The organism is Fervidicoccaceae archaeon (assembly GCA_038734945.1).
Taxonomy (GTDB): domain Archaea; phylum Thermoproteota; class Thermoprotei_A; order Sulfolobales; family Fervidicoccaceae; genus ARK-14.
Genome location: JAVYOA010000002.1, coordinates 16,198 through 30,287 on the forward strand (window position 1 = coordinate 16,198; position 14,090 = coordinate 30,287).

Genomic DNA, 14,090 nt, shown 5'->3' on the forward strand with positions numbered 1-14,090 from the left:
TCACTCCGAAATATTATGAAATATTCTAATACATAATTTTTTCCTAAAGTTCCTCAAATTAAGGAGATTTGCGTCGAGATTTTCAACCAGCTCTGCAGCTTCAATGCAAAATAGGAGAAATGTTGTCTTTAAAGAATAAAAAGCTAGCTCAATATCCGCTTTCTTGCAAATAAACAACCGATTTGCTTCTACAAGACTTGAAGAGCGCCCATGACCTCATGCAGAGTGTCTGGCAGCTGCAGTGAATCGTAGAGCAGAAAGCATGTAGCAAACGAATGTGCTTGATATTGAAAAATTTTCTATATACTTCAATTTTATTCTTTTTAAAAAGTATTACGGTATGGATCTTCTCTCCTTAATGCTTGCGAGCTCCTTTTGCTAGGATCAGAAACCAACTAAAGAAAAAATTCTGTATAAAGTCATAACAACGATTAATAGCCCAAACAGCTTTTTCAGTAGAATGGATGGCACATACTTGGAAGTTATCCTAGCACCAGCATATGAAGCTATTGTAGAGGTAATGAGCAGTATAGCTGTCAATTGGAGATCCATGCTAATATTCCCCAGCCTTGGTATTAGTGCTGAAAAAGAGGGGGGACAGACAGCAACAGCATTTATTCCAGCTGCTTTCTTCGGCTCAAGGCCAGCAATAATCAAAGTTGGCATAAGCAGAAATCCTGGCCCAACGCCAAGAAATCCTGCAAGTATAGAGATGGGAACTGCTAAGATAAGTGCTAGTTTATATCTCTCTTTACTTGCAGTGGCTTTAACTGGCTTGAATAACCTGTAGGCAAGATAGAGGACTGAAGCAAAGTAGATAAACCACACATAGAGCTGCGGAACTTTTAATACCAATATAGAGCCTATGGGTGCTGAAAGAGTTGTAACTAGCTATTAGGTGATTCTCTCTCATTCTAATTTTTTTCATGCATTGAATAATGAAAAAAGAGGAGATTTTATTGGGATTTCTTGAGCTCCTCTATTCTGGAGTCTATGTCCTTTAGGACAAAGTCAGTTATGTATTTTCTCAGGTCCTCTAGATATCTGAGCTCCTCCTCTTTTGAGAAGAAGCCTCCAGCATAGGTTGGAGTGTACCGGAATGGCAGGCCATAGCACCATCCTCTGCCATACCAATATCCAGGTCTTTCCCATGGAGGAAGATCTGACCAAGGACCGTTTCCAGGATATAATCCTCTTCTCCACCACATTTTTTGATCACCAATTTTGAAATATGTTTCAGAATTAATAAGCTTTTTGGTCGTTTTTTTCCTCCAAATTTCCTCCTTTTTTTGAAACAAGTTTTATTGGCTTTCCAAAAAATAGAGCATCAGCAAGCTTCATTCTGCATGATTCCAATATACGCCAGAAAGTGGCCTTTGAGACTCCCATAATATTTGCTGCCTGATCCGTGGAGAGACCGTCAAGATGTATTAGCTTGAGAGCTTCTATCTCATAATCATAGATTTCAACAATGTTCTTTTGCTCTATCCCAACTGAGCCTTTCACTGGGAGAAAGATCAGTTCCTCCACTTCTAGTCTAGATCTCACTTCTATGGGAGGCCTTCCCCTGCAGCCGCGGCGGCCCTGCATCCATCTTGGCATGATGATTATTTCCCTAATAATAATAAGGCGAAGGGATTATTATTGCATTTGCTTATGCTCCTTATGCTAAAGAAATCAGAAGTTGGGGTTTCGGCTCTGCTGGAGTGGTGCTTGTGCTGACTGAGCTGCCTTCTCCCTCATTCTGAGTGAAGGCAGCTGTTTGGCTATGCTGTTCACTTTTCTCTCCACATACCACATGAAAAATTCAAGGAGTCCTCTAAGGGGTAAATATGCGGGAGATCTCAGATATGATTTCTCAAGTATTTGCTTCCCCCAATAGATGGAGTGCTGATAGGTCTTGTAGAGAATCTGCATATGAAGTTCGCTCATCATCTCTCTTCTGTAGAAATCTCTGTCCTTGAGTGCCCCCATTGGCACGAACATCATGGGCACTATGAGGCTCCTATATTGCTTGAGCTTGTCCAAGAGCTCAAGCGTCTGAATTAAATCATTTTCGGTTTCCTCTGGCAGCCCAATAATGAGGGTAACTGCAGGTATTATGCTGCTCTCATGCATTATTTTGAAGGCCTCCTCAACTGTTTCATGCCATCTCTCAACTGGGTATGGAGCTGATTTTGCAGGCATTATTTTCTTAGCAAGCTCAATTCCTCCAGTTTCAAGGCCTACCTCAACACCAAGAAAGTCCTGCTTCTCCTTTATCATTTCCATCAGCTTCGTTATTAGCTTGTATTTTTCCTCTGAGTATCTAATTGCTGCGAGGCTGGCATGACTCCAAGCAATATTCTCAACATGCTTGAGAGCCATTTTATGAAGCTGAATGAGGGGATCCTCTCTTGGCTTAACCCCATCAGATCCGTAGAGAAGCACATCTTCGCTGTGAAGCAGCCCTATATTCACGCCATACTTCACGTTGACTAGAATTTCCCTCTCGATTTTTTCCAGAGGAATGTGCCTCAGAGGTCTAAGAGTAACGCTGCAGAATCTGCACCCTCTTGGACATCCCCTCATGATCTCAACAAGCCCATTTACGCTTGGCCTAACTATTTCAGGTATCTCATCAATTGAGGGAACATCTTTTATTCCCGCATAGAGATAGCTGGGAAGCTCCTCGTTGTTCAGGGCTTTTCTAACAAGGCTTCCAATTAGCTTTTCGGATTCTCCCTCGAAAACCGTGTCTACTCCCCACTTCTTCCACTTTTCCACCTCATAAAGCCACTGCCATGCTGCTGGCCCCCCCACAATTATCTTTGCACCATTCTTCTTCATTTTTCTCACAGGCTCGCTTTCCATAAGTCTGATGAAGCTGATTCTGTTTATAGGCTCCTTTCCTGTTATTAGCCACCATTCATTGCTAGGAGGACCGTAGGCAAAGTAATCATGATGGCCAATGAGCAGAACCTTAGCCTCTTCTTCATATTTTTTCAGATAGTCAGGATCGATTACTCTTGCATCTATCCCCTCCCTTATCAGAGCTGCCTCTACCTTTCTCAGTCCATAGGGAGCTTCCAGAGGCTCCCCATCCTTCATGATCTTCGGCTTGGGTGACGATATCCACAGCCAGAGCTTCTCAGGAAGAGCTATTGGTGGTCCGGTAGATACGAAGCCAAGGAATTCCTTTCTATGATGGTTGGACATCATAGTTCTATCTGTTGTTATAATGACATCAGCTTTCACTGCTGATCACCTCTCCATCAAAAATTCTTATGGGGAGAGAGCCGTCAGTTTTTATAGCCTCGAGAATCCCAGAGGCAGCTCTCTCTAGGTAGAGAGAGTCGATCTCGTGTGAAGCTATAATATTTTTGAGGAGCTCTACGTCGAGCTTCTTGGTTATAATTGATAATGTCACGCTGTGATTGATTGAGATTAGGGGGAGTGCTGAGATGACCTGATCTGGAGGATCCATATCGGAAAAGATGAAAAGTTTTAACCTGAAGTTCTTCCTTCTAGCGAGCTGAAGAAGCTCTGCTGCTGTGGCATGTGATATGCTCCTTCCGCTCGAAATGACGAGAGCAACTCTGAAGCAATCATTTTCCAAAAATCTCCCCTCAGCTTATTTGGTTTTCAAGATCTCATCCAACTGGCTGAGGATAGAGCTGAGCTCATCGTCTTTATGGGCAAACTGTAAAGCAACTGGCTGAAGGAATTCCCTGATCTCAGCAAGATGTTCCTTTATTATATTTGAAATAGCCCTCTCTTTCAGCTTGAACATAGTTTTTTTGTTCTCGCAGAACCTCTCCACTATTTTCATGGCCTCAAGATTTTTCAGTGTTAGAGAGACATGTCCCTTTGCATATCCGCTCTTTTGGACAAGCTCTCCAAATGTTAATGGCTTCTGGCTCTTCAGCATTATCCCAAGTATTACTGCAGCAGACAAGGTAAAGCCAAGCTTGAGAAAAAGCCTTGTGAATTCTAGGTCACTCATCGTGAAGACCTGTTCTATTTGTTTTTCCTTTTTAAAACAATAATGCATTTTGCAAGATAAAAATTTTTGGCTCAGACCTCACACGGCTCAGCATTTCTTCTCAGAAATAGGTCGGTCATCACTGCCAATCTTTTATCGGGTTCCTAGAAAATAGGCTTATTGCTCTATCTCATGAGGTACTGTGCTCTGAGCTTCACCTCTCCGTTGACGTAGTAGAAGACTCCCCTTCTAACTCCCTCTTTCACTACCTCCTCGATGTGGATTGGGGGATCTATTTCATATGATTTTTTGAATTCATTTTCTATTTCAGCTATGCTCCACTTTCTAGAAGCATCTGACTGAAGAATTTTCTTCACGAGGTTTACTGAATCCTCGTAGTAGTTCCATGGATACATGTACCAGTACCATTCTCTGACTTCCTCAGCATAGTAATCGGGCTTGTACTTCGATATTGTGCTTATATACTGCATAGCAGCTGTCCTCAGCTCAGCAGGTTTAGAATTCCTAATTATGTGCTCTCTAGCTACCTCTATGCTCTTTCCAGTATCACATATATCGTCTACAAGCAGTACTTTCTTTTTGGAGAGATCGGTATCGAAGCCATACTTGATTGTCGCATTCTCCACATGAGCAGCTGTTTCAAGCCAATGCTCCACCTTTATTGATAGCAGATCTATTACGCCGAGATAGTCGCATAGAAGCCTTGCTGTAACAACTCCTCCTCTTGCAATTGCTACAATAACATCTGGGTTATAGCCATCAGATACAATCTTTTTGGCAAGCTCTTTGCTCCAGGAAACAACATCCTCCCACTTGACAAGCTTTACGGGGATTCTCGGCAGTTCAATCACCATAAATAAAAAGGAATAAGCATTTTTTATTTCTATTCTTTCGCTTTTCAATCCGAAGAGGATTTTTGCCAATTAAAAAAATTGGATTTTCAATTTTAAAATTAGCATTCTCTCTTCATACATATCAAATAGCCAAGAACAGGCTTCTGAACTCAAGAATATTTTTTTAATGTGTTCTTGCTATGAGATCTTGGGTGTTTTATTTGGAGAACTGGCTGAAAAAGGTGGAAAGCAGGGAGAGGAAGCTTGCTGATATAGCGATAATAGGAGGAAGCGGCTTGTATGATGCATCATTCCTTTCAGAGACAAGTGAGATCTGGATAAATACTCCATATGGCTCTCCAAGTGACTCAATAATTGTGGGAAAGATAGGGGAGAGGAATGTAGCATTTCTTCCCAGACATGGAAGAGGCCACAGGATCCCTCCACATAAAATTAACTACAGAGCCAACATGTGGGCTCTAAAGACCATTGGAGTGAAGCTGGTAATATCTGTGAGCGCCGTTGGAAGCTTGAGAGAAGACTATAGGCCAGGCGACCTGGCTGTTCCAGATCAATTCATTGATATGACGAAGAGGAGAGAATATACCTATTTCGATGGTCCAAGGGTGGCCCATGTTAGCATGGCAAGGCCATTCTGTGAGTATCTCAGAGGAGAGCTTCTCATGGCTGGAAAGAGGGAAAACGTGAGAATGCATGGTGGAGGGACTTATGTGTGCATAGAGGGACCTAGATTCAGCACAGTGGCTGAAAGCAAAATATTCAAGGATGTTTTCAAGGCAGATCTCATAGGCATGACGCTGGTTCCAGAAGTAAATCTGGCATGTGAGCTTGAGATGTGCTATGCTACCTTGGCCATGATAACTGACTATGATGTGTGGGCAGAGAGACCTGTTACAGCAGAGGAGGTCTCAAGGGTAATGGCAGAGAATGTTGAGAAGGCTAAGAGGATTGTCTATTCTGTAATACCGAATTTAAGGACTGAGCTAAAAGAGGATGAATGCAGTTGCTGCAGGAGCCTGGACACAGCTCTTCTCTGAATAGGGAGCAGCTTTTGACGGAAGTTGAAGGAATAATCCGAATAGCAGAAAGGGCAGGAGAAAAGATAGGAGGCTTCCTGAAAGAAGAAGCAGCCATAATATATAGTGGTATGGGATATCCAGGCGCATATGTTCTGAAGAGCTATATGCAGGTACTGAGATGGGGAAATGCTCCGAAGCTGATGAATGCTGGCGAGTTTCTATTCAGTTTCATGCCATATTCCGAGGGAAAAATAAGAGCAATATATTTCATGGGAAGCATTAGAGAGAGAAGCCTGGCTTTAGCAGTTGCAGAAGGAGTCAGGGTGATGGGAGGAGAGATCATAGTTGTTACTCCGTTTCCCAATGATCCAATTATTAGAGGGAAAATTGGAGAGAGCAGCTTAGTCTCAGTGGAAGGCTCAAGAGATCCCCTTCTCTCCGAAATCATCGCATCTGCCTTCGCTGGCATGATGAGTGCCGAGATGTCTGGTAGAAAGGAAGATATGAGAATTGTAAGATTGAGAAATGAGCTTAGATCATTGGCGGAGGTCTATCCCGATATAATTGAACAGAGCTGCCCAGACCTGAAAAAATTTTCGGATGAGAGGAGCAAAATAGATGTGCTATTTTCATCATCACTCTCTCCTCCAGCAAATCTGATTTGGTACAAGCTGGTTTCAATGGGAAAGGATTCAAGGCTCTTAGAAGTTGATGCCTCCTTGCCTATAGCTGAAAAGCTCTGGCCAGCTATTGTTCTTTATACGTCTGTTGAGGAAGGTGGAATGAAAGAATTGCTATATAGGCTGAGGACTATGAAAAATGAGGGAAAAATGATCCGTTTCAATACAGATCCGCTTACTGCGCAGATATATGCTTCTTTTCTGTCAAGATGCTTTATTCAGTAGAGGCTCTTCACAATCCCAAGAGTTCTATCTGTTTTCTCTATGCTCCTTTTCCCATCGCTCTCCAGCTCCATGGCAGCTCTAATAGCATCGATGTTTTCAGGAACAACTATGCTCTCATTTGCTGTTCCCCAAATGAGATAGAGTTCATTTTCCTCGGCCTTCATAAGGTCAAGCCATACAGGGACCTCGTATAGGTCTCCTCTGGTTCTGTTGAGATCTCTTGATAGCTCGAAGATGCTGTTCAGTCCAGCAACTCCGTCTGATGCTTTTACAAACACAACTCTCGGTTCGTCTCTCAATACATCTATGGCATCATTAAGCTCTATCCTCTTGTCAAACTCAAGCATCCCCATGTGCATGTGAAACAGATTATGGCTGCCCTTGACAGCTATTGTGAAGATGTTAAGTCCATCAACAACAGTTCTCGCATCTTCTCCATGATGGCTTGGCACCTTGGTCTCAGGCACAACAGTGTTTATGGCTCCGCTCTCATGGCTTTCCCAAACGTCTACTGCTCTTCTCACTATTGTGACCCTTGCCTTTTTTACTCCAAGCTTTTCATGAAGCCCTCCAACAACTCTGGAGATCGCAGTTGTATTGCAGCTCACTACCCTTATGAACTGCTTTCCGATAGCTTTTTCGTAGTTTCTCTGAGCAACGAAGCTGACATCGGCTATGTTTGCTTTCTCTCCTCCTTGAAAAATTGCCTTTACCCCATATTTTTTATATAGATTTTCCTTGTTTTTGTATCCAATGTCCTTTGGAGTAGCATCCACAACTATATCTACGCTTCCGGATCGGATAAGCTCTTCAACTGTTCCTTCTAAGGGTAATCCAGAAGCTTTCATTTTAGGTAGGGCTTCCTGCGTAGCAGCATATATTCTGTATCCTTTTTTAACGGCAAGCCTAATTCTCCAGTCTGATGATACATCTCCGATTCCAATTAATGTCATATCATCCTGAGCTGAAACTGCATCTGCAACTCTCTTTCCAATAACGCCATAGCCCATAACAAGAACTCTTGCTTTCCCCTTCATGTTTCAACACGGAAAAAATTAGTATCTTATCTTATTTATTTCTTTAGAGAGAATGAGCAGTGGAACTTGAAAATTGAAAATGAGAAAAATTATTATGAGGATTTAATTAGGGTAATTTGATCACGTTAACATGTGGGGAAAAACATGAGTGAACAGCCATTTCAGGGAGCAACGGTTGTAGGTATAAAGTTCAGCAATGGAGTGGTAATAGCTGGAGAGAGAAGAATGACATATGGAAGCTACATACAAAGCTCGAATGTCAAGAAAGTATTTTTGATCAATGAGAGAATGGCCATTGGGGCAGCAGGGACTATAGGGGATCTGCAGAATATTATAAGGTTGCTTAGGGAGGAAATAAGGTACTATGAGGGGGAAACAAAGAACAGGATGAAGGTTAGAAGCGCTGCAAAGCTGCTTTCGAATATACTATATTCCCTCAAGATTTTTCCTGCTATGGCAGAGTTCGTAGTCGGAGGCATTGAGGATGACTCTCCAGTACTGGCAGTTCTTGATCCTGTCGGTTCAGTTCTAGAGGATGACTTTGTTGCTGTGGGGAGCGGTGGAAGCATTGGAATAGGAATAATTGAAGAGCTTTACAAACCTGGAATGAGCGAAAATGAAGCCATAGAACTTGCAGTAAGAGCAGTTAAGCAGGGAATAAGGAGAGATGCTCTTTCTGGAGGAGATATCGATTACGTTGTGATAACTAGGGAGAAAAGCTATGAGGGGAAAGCTAGAATTTAGTGTGGGAAAATGCGATTTTTATTTGAGAAAGCAGCTAGAGCCCAGGAGGGGATGGCAGAGCTCATAGAGGAAAGAGACACGCTGAAAAACGAGCCTAGAAATGTTCTTGGGCTTGATGCTTCCTATTCTGGGAAACTAGTTTCTGCTGCTGCTGTTCTATACAACATTGCGAAGAAGAGGGTTGAGCAGTACTCGGTTGCTATCATGAGGGTTAAGCTGCCATACGTTCCTGGCTTTCTGGGATTCAGGGAGATCCCTGCATTCATGGCTGCATTGAAGCAAATAGATTTGAATTCCGTTGATCTAATAATAGTTGATGGTCATGGAAGATTTCATCCGAGAATGGCTGGCTCAGCATCTCACATTTCACTTGCTGTTGGGAAGCCAACAATCGGTGTTGCTAAAAGTGCTTTGAAGGCTGATAGAATTGATAATAAGATAATTTATATGAGGGGAAGACCTGTTGGAATGATTTTAGATGAGCCAGAGGGTTCGAGGAAACTGTATGTAAGCGTTGGAGGGGGCCTGAGTCTGGAGAGAAGCTATTATTTAATAAAGAAGCTCAGAAAAGGGAAAGGTCTTCCTTCGCCATTGGAATTTGCTGATCAACTTAGCAGGAGGGCTCTGAAAGATGCTCTATCGGGAGGCTAAAAAAGTTCTCTTCATTGCTCTGGCTTTTGGCGGGAAGAGAAGAGTCAGAATAGTTCAGCAGGCCTTGGCTTCCAGGATGGGGATGAGCCAGCAATCTGTCTCTAGGCTTCTGAAAATTCTTGAGGAGGAGGGATACATAATGAGATCAGTGAAAGGAAGGGGAGAGTTCATCGAGATAACTGAGAAGGGCCTCTCCGCTATGGAGGAGCTGTACGGATATATATCAAGGCTCATGAGTGAGGAGGCTAATATCGTAATTCTGGAGGGAAAAGTTGTAAGTGGACTGGGAGAAGGCCAGTATTACATGAAGCTTCCCTACTATAGGAATAAAATAGGTGAAATTTTGGGTTTCGATCCTTATCCTGGGACCCTGAATGTTCAGCTTGATGGTGAGTCATCTATTAAAAGGCTGGTCCTAACCAGGAGCAACGGACTTAGAATAGAAGGATACAGGAATAAGGAGAGATTCTACGGAGGAGCAACCCTTTTCAAGTCCAAGATAAATGGATATGAGAAGGCTGCTATAATTATTCCAGATAGAACCAGTCATCCGAAAGATGTTATAGAAGTTATAGCTCCTGTATATCTTAGAGGGGAGCTTGGATTGAATGATGGAGACAGGGTTGTCTTGGAGGTTAGCCTAGAAAGTGGTGTGAATGAATGATACCAACGGGAGATGAGAATATAGAAATCGAGAGACCTGTGGTCAATGAGCTTCTAATCGTGATAAACACAGCTGTATTCATTGTGACATATTTCTTTCCTGGCTATATTCTACCAGGAGCAACATCTATAGATGATATAATTAACGTTTATGGGTTCAAGCCGTACTTTCTGATAAAGGGAGAAGATCTATGGACGATCTTTACCGCAATGTTCATTCATACAGGCTTTTTGCATATAATGGGCAACATGCTCTATTTGTACATTTTCGGAGATAATGTTGAGGCAGCAATGGGGAAAGCGAGATACTTTCTCTTCTATATTTGCTCGGGAATTGGTGCAGTTGTCTTTCACGTTTTGAGCGTTGCTGTTTCAACATCTCTCTCTCCGGCCACTTCATACGGTCCCCTGTACAACCCCTGGCTGATTCCAGCTGTAGGGGCTAGCGGAGCTATAAGTGGAGTCTTGGGGGCATATTTGATAATGTATCCTGCAGGAAGTGTTAGGGCTCTGGGCCTCTGGTTCGTTATTCCGGTCTTATTTAGGATACCTGCCATTGCTTTCATTGGTTTTTGGTTTGTCTATCAGCTTATTCTTGCAGTGGTATCTCTTTCAGGCCCCTATGTTGGAATTGCCTTTTGGGCTCATGTGGGAGGATTCATCACGGGCATTGCGCTTGTACCAATATTTGCGAGCAGAGAGAGGATTAGGACACTGAGAATCCTTGCTGAAATGAGAAGGACACCTGCTTTTGAGTGAGGTGATTGCAGTTCAATGGAGAGAAGAAAGAGAAGTGCGCTAATATATATCCTTGCTTTTTCCTTCCTAGGTGGTGCCTTTAAAATATATGGAGGAATTGTTTACAATTCAAAGTCGGTCCTGGTTGATGCTCTTACATCGGTGGCAAATTACATATCGCTGGTTCTAACTGTTTTGTTCATAAAGAAGAGCTTTGAACCGCCAGACAAAGATCATCACTTTGGACACTATAGGCTGAAATTTGGAGGATCCATTTTTACCTTGATGACTTATTCCTTTGTTGCTGGAATAGCACTTATGGAAGTTATCTCTCCTCACCCATATGAAATTTCTCCAGGAGCACCGGTCATGGCAGCTATAGGATTATCGTTCTATTTGATTTCAATTGAGCTTTCGAGGAGAAGCGGAGATGATCCTTTGATTTACTACTCAAAGTTCACGTTCAGTGAGATCATAGAGGGGGTGACGGTCATATTCTCCTCTTTGCTGGGGGTGTTCTATAGCTATATTATTGATTATCTAGGATCCGTCGTTCTCACAGGCTATATATTATATGAGCTTTCAATGTCATTCAGAGAGCTGATTTTGAGGATAAGCGACCTAGCTCCACCGGAAGGAGTTGTCGATGATATAAAGAGGAGATTCATTGAGAGAGGTGTTGAAATAGAAGATATAAAGATGAGGTATGTTGATGAGAAAAAGCTGGAAGGTCACCTCACGCTTATTGGAGATGATAAAACTAGAGAGGAAATGGAAAAGATTGTTGATGAGGCAAAAAGGGAAGTATTGGAGAAGTATGAAGCAGATCTCTTTGTCGAGATAAAGGAAAAAAGAAAAGGAAGAAAAGATTAGGAGCCCTCTAAAGTATTGGAGCCCATTGGGCAAATAACTTGAGGTGCTGAGGTACTGAGTTAGCAGATATATAAGCTGCCAGCAGTCCTGTCAGCACGAGCAGAGCAGCTTCCAATATAAGCAGTCCTCTATTTACCTTTCCCCTGTCAAGCTGATATGAGGCAAAGTAGAACAGAACTGATGATAATCCTGCTCCTCCGTAGAGGAGAAACAGTGCCAGAGGCTCCTTCGTCATGTTGTTGGCATAGCCCACAGCTCCATAGTATATTGTTACTATTCCGAAGACAAGAGCGAGAAATCCGATATATTCTAGTTTGTAGTTGTACTTGATGCTTATAGCCAAAGCAATCAGCCCTACTCCAAGAAGAGGATAGAGGTCATAGAATAGAATATTGTAGCTCCCTGGAAGAGGCCACAGCAAATTGCCAAATATTCCGGAAACTGCTATGTAGATTCCCAGCAGAAGAATGGGAATGTATAATGGCTTCAATTCCTTCATTATTTCTTCATATGTCGTATGAAGCATTGAGATTTTTGCAAAAGCATAGCCTATTAGTATGAAGGCTCCAGCCATGGCGAAGAGCTGTGCTGTTAGGGGATCTATGAACAGTGCCATTTTTTCACCCCAATTTTTCGAAAAGTACCTTAAGGAAATAATTTTCACGTATATACGGAAAATTTCTTAAAAAAACTAAAATTAATTAAACAAAGAAATTACTTAGCTCTTCTTCCCGGATCTTTAGCACTTTTGATTTGCCCTGGGACGTCGTGCTGAAAGAAAGTTAAAATAGAGCTCAGGAATTATTTGAAGGCGGTTGAGTTTCTCAGCTATTGAGTTTGCTGTAGAATATTTGGTTTTACAGTTTGTTTTTCCTTTAAAACTTATTCTTGAATATTTAAACTTTGGCATTGCATTTGTCTTGTTTGCTCAATTTATTCACAAGCTGACTTTTATAGAAAGATCTGCTTCCTGTAAGAAAATAGCTCATAGAAGCGGAAACAACTGTGGGAATTATGTAGCTCGGACCCATAGTTTCAGCAACCAGAGTTATACTTGCCAAGAGGGACTTGCTCGTTGCAGCTACTACTGCAGCCATTGATAGTATGACATACAAAGCAGGAGGCTGAAGGTTAAAAATTTGTGCGTAAATTAGTCCAAGTACCCCCCCAACATAAAGCGATGGAATGAATAGCCCTCCGTTTCCACCGAAATTCATTGTTATGCTTGTGGCTACAATTTTTAGAATTAAAAGCGCGATCAAATTTGTCAAAGTTAGTTTTCCTAATTCGGCTATGGAGATTTTATGAATGAAATCATAGCCTACCCCAAGCACTTCAGGGTAAAAAAAGCCTATGATACCGAGAATTAATCCGGCATTTATTGTCATAAGCAGCATTGGAACTCTGCTGGAAACCCATTTGCTTATGGTGTTTAATATTTCAAATACTTCCATGAATGCAAAAGCGACTACTGCCGAGAGGATCCCTAGAAAAACTGCATGCATAAGGGTGGAAAGAGTTGGTTTAATAAATATTGGAGTTGGAAAAATTGTTTCTGTTCCAAGAGTTATAGCGGAAATAAAATAGGCAGAAACAGAGGCAATAGATGCAGGGATAAAAACCTCGGCTTCTATGTCTTTCTTGTAAGGTATTTCAAGGGCAAGCAATATCCCCGTCAATGGAGCTTTAAAGATTGCTGAAAATCCTGCTGCTGCTCCAGACAGAAACAGTGTTTTCACGTCTTTTTCATCCAACCTAAGCCTTCTAACAATAAACGAAGAGAGCCCTCCACCCAACAAAAGGCTTGGTCCCTCTAATCCAGCGCTTCCACCAAAACCCATGGTTATCACAGAGGCTAAAGTTTTGCTTAATGTATCTCTCAAGCTAACAAAGCCGCTTTTGAAATGATATCTTTCAATTAAAAGTTCTGTTCCGCAGCCACTCTCTTTATCTTCCGCCAAAAGTCTTACAGTTAAATATCCTCCGAGAAGGGCAATGATTGTTGAAACTAGGAGAAATGAAGAATTCCAGCTTATAATAATAAATGATAAATAGTTTAGCAATTTGTAAGTGTAGAAAAGGAGGAATATGGCTAAGCCTATTACTGAACCTAAGATTAAGGGGAGCAACCAATACTTTGCTACTTCAAAAAATCTTTCGCTGCGCAGCTTCTTAAATTCCTCTTTAACGGCAAGTAAGTACTTGAGTAGCTTAGCACGGATTAGGTTGAAATATTCGCCTTCCTCATGCTGGATAGAATTTTCAGCTTTCTTAACAACAAACCTAGTAAATGAGATGCCAGTCCTCTCAGCATGTCGCTGCAAGCTCCCGAGCATCTTCAAAATGAGATAGTATGCATAGAACACTCGATCCTTAATTTTGCGCCTCTTACCTCTATCAGGTTTCATCGCAATCATGAACAAGAAAATAATAATACAAGTATTTATAATTTAACAGTGAATCAGTGCGGGGGGTGGGATTTGAACCCACGCAGGACTACTCCATCGGAGCCTCAGTCCGACCCCTTTGACCATGCTCGGGCACCCCCGCTCTATTTGTATATCGTGAAATATGGTTTTATATTGATTTCTCAATCATTTGTTATGAGACTTGGCAGATTT

17 protein-coding genes and 1 tRNA gene are annotated in these 14,090 nt (G+C 42.0%); 8 read left to right on the forward strand and 10 right to left on the reverse strand.

All coding sequences use genetic code 11. The annotated features are described in order from the left end of the window. The first annotated feature begins 475 nt into the window (after positions 1–475). Positions 476–790, forward strand: coding sequence for a hypothetical protein (locus tag QXR92_01285; GenBank protein MEM0318645.1), 315 nt, complete (start codon positions 476–478; stop codon positions 788–790). A 166-nt stretch (positions 791–956) separates the two neighbouring features. Here QXR92_01285 and QXR92_01290 read toward each other — a convergent pair whose 3' ends face one another. The 6 genes from QXR92_01290 to QXR92_01315 form a co-directional block, all read right to left on the reverse strand. Continuing rightward, positions 957–1,208, reverse strand: a complete 252-nt coding sequence (locus QXR92_01290) for a hypothetical protein (GenBank protein ID MEM0318646.1) — start codon at positions 1,206–1,208, stop codon at positions 957–959. 34 nt (positions 1,209–1,242) lie between these two features. Next, the gene (locus QXR92_01295; GenBank protein MEM0318647.1) at positions 1,243–1,602 is read right to left on the reverse strand and encodes a DUF134 domain-containing protein; all 360 of its coding nucleotides are present in this window, start codon (positions 1,600–1,602) and stop codon (positions 1,243–1,245) included. A gap of 75 nt (positions 1,603–1,677) precedes the next feature. Further along, the gene (locus tag QXR92_01300) at positions 1,678–3,237 is read right to left on the reverse strand and encodes a radical SAM protein (GenBank protein MEM0318648.1); all 1,560 of its coding nucleotides are present in this window, start codon (positions 3,235–3,237) and stop codon (positions 1,678–1,680) included. Beyond that, positions 3,227–3,598, reverse strand: coding sequence for a hypothetical protein (locus tag QXR92_01305; GenBank protein ID MEM0318649.1), 372 nt, complete (start codon positions 3,596–3,598; stop codon positions 3,227–3,229). Before QXR92_01305 ends, QXR92_01300 begins: the two co-directional genes overlap by 11 nt. Before the next feature lie 15 nt (positions 3,599–3,613). Next, on the reverse strand, positions 3,614–3,985 hold the full coding sequence (locus QXR92_01310) for a hypothetical protein (protein MEM0318650.1): 372 nt from the start codon (positions 3,983–3,985) through the stop codon (positions 3,614–3,616). Between the two features lie 164 nt (positions 3,986–4,149). Further along, positions 4,150–4,836, reverse strand: a complete 687-nt coding sequence (locus QXR92_01315) for a phosphoribosyltransferase (protein MEM0318651.1) — start codon at positions 4,834–4,836, stop codon at positions 4,150–4,152. Positions 4,837–5,030: 194 nt separating this feature from the next. On the opposite strand from QXR92_01315, the gene QXR92_01320 reads away from it, so the two are divergent. Next, the gene (locus QXR92_01320; protein ID MEM0318652.1) at positions 5,031–5,876 is read left to right on the forward strand and encodes an S-methyl-5'-thioadenosine phosphorylase; all 846 of its coding nucleotides are present in this window, start codon (positions 5,031–5,033) and stop codon (positions 5,874–5,876) included. Next, positions 5,843–6,763: a hypothetical protein gene (locus QXR92_01325; GenBank protein MEM0318653.1), complete on the forward strand. Its 921-nt coding sequence runs from the start codon at positions 5,843–5,845 to the stop codon at positions 6,761–6,763. The genes QXR92_01320 and QXR92_01325 overlap by 34 nt, the downstream gene beginning before the upstream one ends. Here the strand turns inward: QXR92_01325 and QXR92_01330 are convergent. Further along, complete coding sequence (locus tag QXR92_01330; protein ID MEM0318654.1) at positions 6,757–7,800, reverse strand: type II glyceraldehyde-3-phosphate dehydrogenase; 1,044 nt, start codon at positions 7,798–7,800, stop codon at positions 6,757–6,759. The two genes, QXR92_01325 and QXR92_01330, sit on opposite strands and share 7 nt — an antisense overlap. 144 nt (positions 7,801–7,944) lie before the next feature. On the opposite strand from QXR92_01330, the gene QXR92_01335 reads away from it, so the two are divergent. Genes QXR92_01335 through QXR92_01355 form a run of 5 tightly spaced genes read left to right on the forward strand, consistent with a single transcriptional unit; the run spans position 7,945 to position 11,469 of the window. Next, positions 7,945–8,544 (forward strand): proteasome subunit beta, encoded by a 600-nt coding sequence (locus QXR92_01335; protein MEM0318655.1) that lies wholly within the window; start codon positions 7,945–7,947, stop codon positions 8,542–8,544. Positions 8,545–8,553: 9 nt separating this feature from the next. Then, entirely contained in the window at positions 8,554–9,195 is a 642-nt protein-coding gene (locus tag QXR92_01340) for an endonuclease V (protein ID MEM0318656.1), read from the forward strand. Further along, positions 9,176–9,859, forward strand: a complete 684-nt coding sequence (locus tag QXR92_01345) for a DUF120 domain-containing protein (protein MEM0318657.1) — start codon at positions 9,176–9,178, stop codon at positions 9,857–9,859. The genes QXR92_01340 and QXR92_01345 overlap by 20 nt, the downstream gene beginning before the upstream one ends. Continuing rightward, positions 9,856–10,617, forward strand: a complete 762-nt coding sequence (locus QXR92_01350; protein ID MEM0318658.1) for a rhomboid family intramembrane serine protease — start codon at positions 9,856–9,858, stop codon at positions 10,615–10,617. The genes QXR92_01345 and QXR92_01350 overlap by 4 nt, the downstream gene beginning before the upstream one ends. A 15-nt stretch (positions 10,618–10,632) precedes the next feature. After that, positions 10,633–11,469, forward strand: coding sequence for a cation transporter (locus QXR92_01355; protein ID MEM0318659.1), 837 nt, complete (start codon positions 10,633–10,635; stop codon positions 11,467–11,469). Between the two features lie 7 nt (positions 11,470–11,476). Here QXR92_01355 and QXR92_01360 read toward each other — a convergent pair whose 3' ends face one another. The 3 genes from QXR92_01360 to QXR92_01370 form a co-directional block, all read right to left on the reverse strand. Then, on the reverse strand, positions 11,477–12,085 hold the full coding sequence (locus QXR92_01360) for a DUF981 family protein (GenBank protein ID MEM0318660.1): 609 nt from the start codon (positions 12,083–12,085) through the stop codon (positions 11,477–11,479). 280 nt (positions 12,086–12,365) lie between these two features. Beyond that, positions 12,366–13,877: a chloride channel protein gene (locus tag QXR92_01365; GenBank protein MEM0318661.1), complete on the reverse strand. Its 1,512-nt coding sequence runs from the start codon at positions 13,875–13,877 to the stop codon at positions 12,366–12,368. 57 nt (positions 13,878–13,934) lie between these two features. Beyond that, positions 13,935–14,019, reverse strand: a tRNA-Leu gene (locus QXR92_01370). Between the last annotated feature and the right edge of the window lie 71 nt (positions 14,020–14,090).